Origin of the sequence: Methylomonas aurea (assembly GCF_024505045.1) — a bacterium.
GTDB lineage: Bacteria > Pseudomonadota > Gammaproteobacteria > Methylococcales > Methylomonadaceae > Methylomonas > Methylomonas aurea.
On the sequence record NZ_JANIBM010000068.1, the window covers coordinates 1 to 5,726 of the forward strand.

Genomic DNA, 5,726 nt, shown 5'->3' on the forward strand with positions numbered 1-5,726 from the left:
CGCCGACATATTGAAAGGTAGCGATGAACCCAGGCCGGCCACGTACGGAGTTTTCAGGCCGCCGGCTTGAAACAATTTGGTCACGGTATCGTTAATGCCGGTCTTCAACGCTGCCACGCCGGTGTTGATACCGCGCAGTTCGCGATATTCCTTGGCGTGGATATCCTGTAAAAGCTGGTAGGTGTTGTTGATCGACTCCGATTTTGCCGAAGGATCGCCGAGCACGGTTCCGCTGGTCGGCGCTTGTGATGTTGCAGCGCCGTCAACACGGACCGTGCTGGAACCGCCGATGCCCTTAACGGAAGATATGATTGATGCCACCAAAGCCGCCATGGCCGCCATCCGCGCAAACGCGGTATATGGATCACCCTTACCTTGGTTCAGAGTAGCCGCTGCGCCATCGACCGATAACATGCCCAGCTTTTGCGCCATCTCGACCGCGCTCAGTGCCATTTCCACCGCGTGCATCGCCTGGCGGCCTTTGGTGCCCTCGGCGAACATATTCGCGGTGGCGCCGGTCAGACGGCGCACGCCTTCCAGTTGGCTGCCCAGCATGTCCTGATTCACCTGGTCTTCACGCTTCTTCAAATCAGCCAAAATCTTCGCGTTACCGGTCTGGTCCTTCGAGAATTTGCGCGATTCGTCCTGAATTTCCACCAGCGTTTGCGCATAACCGGCCATCTTTTCCTGCAGGTCTTCAAACGCGCCGGCAACGGCACTGATACCGCCCAACTGGCTATCGAATACCGCGCCGCTGATATCGCCCATTTTGCTCAGACGCTGATCTATTTTAGCCAGCCAGCGGTCGTAGTCCTCGGCTGCCTTTGCCGCCGAATCCAACTCGGCATTGATCGCCTTATCCGCCGCCGAATAATTGGCCTGGCTCATCCCGCCTTCATAAAAATGCGGTACCGCTTGCACCGTGGGATTGGCTTTCTGCAACGACTTATCCCTAGCGTCGTCGGCCTTCGCCAGCAGATTGATGTACTGTTCCAGGCTGATGTTTCGGCTATTGAATGCCTTGGTGTACTCGGCGACGGTATCAATAAATACCTGGTCTGTGGTTCTGGAGAGATCGCGCAGCTCCTGGTACCGCTCTTCGATGCGCAGCGCTTCCTGCTTGGCTTTATTGATCGCCTGTTGCGCGGCATGCTCAGCCGCGGCATGGCGTTTTTTGGCTTCGGCTTTGGCGTTGGCCTTATCGACGCCTTCAATTTCGTCCAACCATTGTTGAGTTTGGGCAATCGCCGATTGGCTGGCGGCCCGTTGACGTTGCGCGTTAGCCAAATCGTCTTCGGCCACTTTTTGCTTTTTCAACATATCGAGCAGCGCGATATCTTCCCGATAGGTATTGGAAAACGGTGTGGCGCCGGCAACGGAGTAAGCGAACTTGCCGAGAAACCCGAAATTACGGAATTTCAGCCGCTGCTCTATGGTTGCGATTTGGTCGTCGACCTGGCTGGACAGCTCGCGGGTGAAAAGATTTAGCGTTTCGGTCCAGCCGCTGACTATGGACTTAATCAGGCCTTCGCTTTTGTCCTGCAATAGGGTATCTTCAAATTGGTGCCAGGCATCGGACAGATTCGATATTTTGCCGGAAAGGGTTTCCATCGCCGTGGCGTTGCTACCGCTCGCCAATTCGCCCATCTTCTTGATGATGGCGTCGATCGCATCGCGGCCCATTTCGCCCTTTTCCGACATTTCCATGATTTCCGCGCCAGTCTTGTTCAGAGCTTCGCCGGCCAGCTTATAGATGGGGATACCGCGCTCGGCCAGAATCACCATGTCTTCCTGCTGCAACTTGCCTTTGCTGTATGCCTGGCCCAACTGCAATACGATCGCTTGCAATGTTTCCTGGCTACCGCCTAACTTGCTCGCCTGGTCGGTTAGCGCCTGCATTACCTCGCGGGACGGATTCAGCCCCATATTTTGTAGCGTGATAAACGCGTTAGTCAGTCCGTTAATTTCGAACGGCGTGCGCGTGGCAAAATCTTGAATCAACTTGAATTGGGCGGCGCCGGCTTGAGCCGAACCGGTTAGAGAAGTAAGTTGCGCTCGCAGCATCTCCATGCTGCGGTTGGTGTTGAGAATGTCACGGGCCAATGTCGCGGCTACGCCCACCGACAAAATGCCGCCGGCCATATTGGCAATTTGCGCACGTGCGACGGAACCGAGTTCAGCGGCTTGAGACTTGACGGACGCCATACCGCGGCTCAGTTCTTGGGCCGAACGGTTAGCGGTATTCATACCGGACGCCATATCGGCGCCAGCTTTTTGGGCATCCTTGCCCAAATCGACGACGGACTGATCGACTTGATTCACGGAAGCAACGGCCACTTTGCCGTCTGCTGTGATCTTCAGCTTCAGTTCCATGTCGCTCATTTCGGTTTCGCCTCTCTGAATGCGGCCAATGCCGCTTCTTCCATCACTTGCAAACCTTCGAACAAGGTCGCACGGTTTTTAATGCGCCGAATCCGGAACACGGCATCGACCGCCGCGTAATCCAGACCGATTACGTCGCCCATGCCAACGATCCGCCACTGCGTTGACAGCGATACGAACATCATCACCGTATCCCAGTTCTCCGGATCGACGACAAAATGCGTGGCAGGCTGTTCGAATCCTGCCGGCAATTGAATGTTTAGCGCCGCGCAATCGGCGCTGAATTGAGCGGCCTGGGCGGCACCGCCGGTGGCCCACCAGCGCGCCGCCTCGATTAGTTTTTTCTTTTGCCGCCGGTGATCTGCTCGAACCACGCCGCGATCACGGCCGGGCGCACCGGGTGAATATCCAACAGCTTATCGCGCATGGCTGGCGAGAACTCCACCGGTTGGCCTTGGTCGTCGGTCACATCGTCCCAGCCGATCAGGATTATTCGAGCCAGCTCGTCATCGGTCAGCCGGTCGTCGACACTCAACGGATTCGCGGTGTCGGCCGGTTTGGCGCGACTGACCAGGTCGTCAATCTCAGACTGCGACAAGCGGGGGAAATGGGCGGTGAACGTTTTGGGAACAGTTTTTCCGCTTTCTTCGATGAATTGCACTTTGACCGGATACTTGATTTGGTCGGATTGGCCAGCAATTTTGAACATGTCGTTTTCCTGTGGTTAAAAAATTACTTCGCGACGATGATCAATTCGTCGTTGCCGTTGATCGGCATGAATTGCATGCCGAATTCGAACATGGCGATACCATCGGAATCGGCGTATTTTGGCTGGGTGATCTGCATCGATTGCGATGTCACGGAAATGATGTTGCCGGGCGTCAGGCCGTGCTTAATCCCGAACACGCCCGTCGCGGCGTTCTTGGCACTGGTCCACCAGTCTTTGGTCGTGACGGTCACTGCTTCGATCGTCGCGCTACCGACCGGCTTGCGATTGGTGATCAAAACCGACTCGGCGCCGACCAATTGCCGGTAAACCACACTATTGGCCACATCGAAGGTCAGTTTTTCCAGAATTGCGCTATTGAAGCCCTGCAGATTCAAATCGGTGGTATTCGCAGTCGACACCGTCTGCGGCTCTTGGAAGCCGGCGAATGAAACGGACGGCAATGCCGCGTCGGAAATGGTGCCGAGTAAACCGGTAAAGCTGAACTTCATCACCGGTAACGCTTTTGCGGACAAATCCATCGAGAACGTGCCGCGCGCGCCCAGCAAAATATGGCGTACGCCATCCTGGTTGAAATACAAGGTCAACGAGGTATTGGTGCCGAACGAGCTACTCGGCGCGTATTGCGCCATGGCGCCAATGCTGTAGTTACTGGTAGCATCCGGCGCCGACGACCAGGGTTTAGAGACCGTGGCGATTTTGGTCGTGCCGTTGTAACTGATGATCTCGCGCGACGTGCCATTGTTTGTGCCGGCGGTAATGCTGATCGTTGCGCCGTTATAAGCGCCGTCCACCGCCGAAGCGCCGGCCGCCAACTTGATCGACGAGGTAGAACCGCCCACTTGCGCGGTTCCGGTCACGGCTGCGGCCAACAAGGTCTCGGTAAAGCCGCAGGCATTTAACAGCTTGCCCCAAGGCGCGGCCTGGCCGGCCGTGCCGGAACCGACCAACTCGACCTCGAAGTCGATCTTGGCATAGTTGGAAACCCTGATCTCTCCGGATGCGCCGAAATACGGCCGGATAAAATCCCGGGGGACGACGTCGCCTTCGAGCGGCATCACGTTCAGATTGCGCAACAGGATCGCATCCGCGCCGATCGGCGAGGCATCGGCCGCATACACTGTTTCCAATTTCGCGATCAACACGCGTTTGTTCATTAATAGCGACATGGTTACGCCCCTTCGTGGTTATTGCGTTTTTTGCCGGTTACCGGATCGAGTATCCAACGGCCATGCCCCGGATCGTGTTCCGGCGGCGTCGGCTTGGTATCGGCGGCTGGGTCTTGCTTGTCGTCCCGGTCAACGGGCTGTTTCGGGGTAGTGGCCATTGGGGGCTCCTTAAATGGATCTGATATGCGTGACGGTACGGTAGCTGTCGAGCCAGATGAAATACCCGCCCAGCATCGAAACCAGCCGGCCGCCGGCGAACTCGAACCCATCGAAATTGCCGTGCGGGAGCCAGCCCAGCATCGCGCCTTCGATTTCGTCTTGCAGCACGGCGCTCACGTCGGCGGCATCGGCGCCGCGGCTATCTCTCACGTTGCGCACCACGCTGACAATGCCGAATTGCACCGACACGCGCTGAGATACGGCACCGATCACACGGTTAGGCTCTGCTGTTTTGCGCTCCGGGTAGATGTAGACGCCGCGATGAGTCAGCCGGCCCTTCAAAATTTCGGCCAAACTGCTGGCGCCGGCGACCTCGCCGAGGTTAGCGATTTGGCCGCGAATGCGCGTTTCGAGGACGGGGCGGATATTGATCATGGCCGCAGTGTAGCGGCCGGTCTAGCGGGGCGGGGTTAAAGGGGTTTAACAGATGGGGGCGGCGTCCGTGCCCCCGGTCTTTACACATGCGACCGGGTAGATCGTTCTATTTCGCTCGCGGGTTGTGCGGTGGATCGGCTAATAATCGAGGTCGGAGAATACCGACGGCTGGGCGATGATGGCCACGCCGGCATCATCCGGCTCGGCGGTGTTGCCGGCGTTGTCCGGCCCGATCGGGATTTTGCCGGCGGCGACTTTTTCCAGGTACGCGATGCCATCTTCGTATTGCTGCCGCACGTGCTCGGTCGGCGAATTGCGGTATAAAAAATAGCGGGCAAAGTCGCAGGCGATTTGCTTGAAATCGGCAGGCACGTTGCTCAGCGGCAGGAATGGGCCGATGTAGCGATTGATCCGCGCCTCGGCGGCGGCGATGGCCCACTCGACCTGGCCGGCGTCGATCGTCGTCGCGCCGGGATCGTCCGGGTTGGTCAGTTGGATCAACTCGGATTCGCCGCAAAGCGTTTCTAGGTCGGATTGGGTGCAATAGGTCATCTAATCAGTACGATTTTGTTGGGTCCGCAAGCAACTTCCAACCATTTGCCGACGTGCTGGAGCCAACAACCAACCCAGCCTGTCCAAGCGTCCCCGCTGCCGCGTTAGTGTTGTAAAAAATAGAGCCATTCAGGCGCGCGACCTGCGTAACGTCAAACTGCAAATCAGCACAATTACCCGTTAGCTCGAATACATTACTCGTTCCCACAGGGTGGGCGCCAACGGCATCATTTCCTCCGCCAGACCGTAATCTGTATGTGATATTTTGGCCGCTAGACGGAGACAATAACTGTGCAGATGCC

Annotated in this window: 7 protein-coding genes; all 7 read right to left on the reverse strand. The window is 57.1% G+C overall.

Annotation, left to right across the window (positions count from 1 at the left end; translation table 11 throughout):
* On the reverse strand, positions 1-2,382 hold a 2,382-nt coding region (locus tag NP603_RS21500; RefSeq protein WP_256612917.1), incomplete at its 3' end, for a tape measure protein.
* Positions 2,379-2,756, reverse strand: coding sequence for a DUF1799 domain-containing protein (locus NP603_RS21505; RefSeq protein WP_256612918.1), 378 nt, complete (start codon positions 2,754-2,756; stop codon positions 2,379-2,381). The genes NP603_RS21505 and NP603_RS21500, both read right to left, overlap by 4 nt.
* Complete coding sequence (locus NP603_RS21510; RefSeq protein WP_256612919.1) at positions 2,717-3,091, reverse strand: phage-derived protein YdaY family protein; 375 nt, start codon at positions 3,089-3,091, stop codon at positions 2,717-2,719. The genes NP603_RS21505 and NP603_RS21510 overlap by 40 nt, the downstream gene beginning before the upstream one ends.
* A gap of 23 nt (positions 3,092-3,114) precedes the next feature.
* Positions 3,115-4,278 carry a hypothetical protein gene (locus tag NP603_RS21515; protein ID WP_256612920.1) on the reverse strand — a complete coding sequence of 388 codons (1,164 nt, stop codon included), beginning with the start codon at positions 4,276-4,278 and terminating at the stop codon, positions 3,115-3,117.
* Between the two features lie 2 nt (positions 4,279-4,280).
* Positions 4,281-4,436: a hypothetical protein gene (locus NP603_RS21520; protein ID WP_256612921.1), complete on the reverse strand. Its 156-nt coding sequence runs from the start codon at positions 4,434-4,436 to the stop codon at positions 4,281-4,283.
* A gap of 10 nt (positions 4,437-4,446) precedes the next feature.
* Positions 4,447-4,872 (reverse strand): phage tail terminator protein, encoded by a 426-nt coding sequence (locus NP603_RS21525; RefSeq protein ID WP_256612922.1) that lies wholly within the window; start codon positions 4,870-4,872, stop codon positions 4,447-4,449.
* Between the two features lie 138 nt (positions 4,873-5,010).
* Positions 5,011-5,424, reverse strand: coding sequence for a gp436 family protein (locus tag NP603_RS21530; RefSeq protein WP_256612923.1), 414 nt, complete (start codon positions 5,422-5,424; stop codon positions 5,011-5,013).
* Positions 5,425-5,726 lie beyond the last annotated feature (302 nt).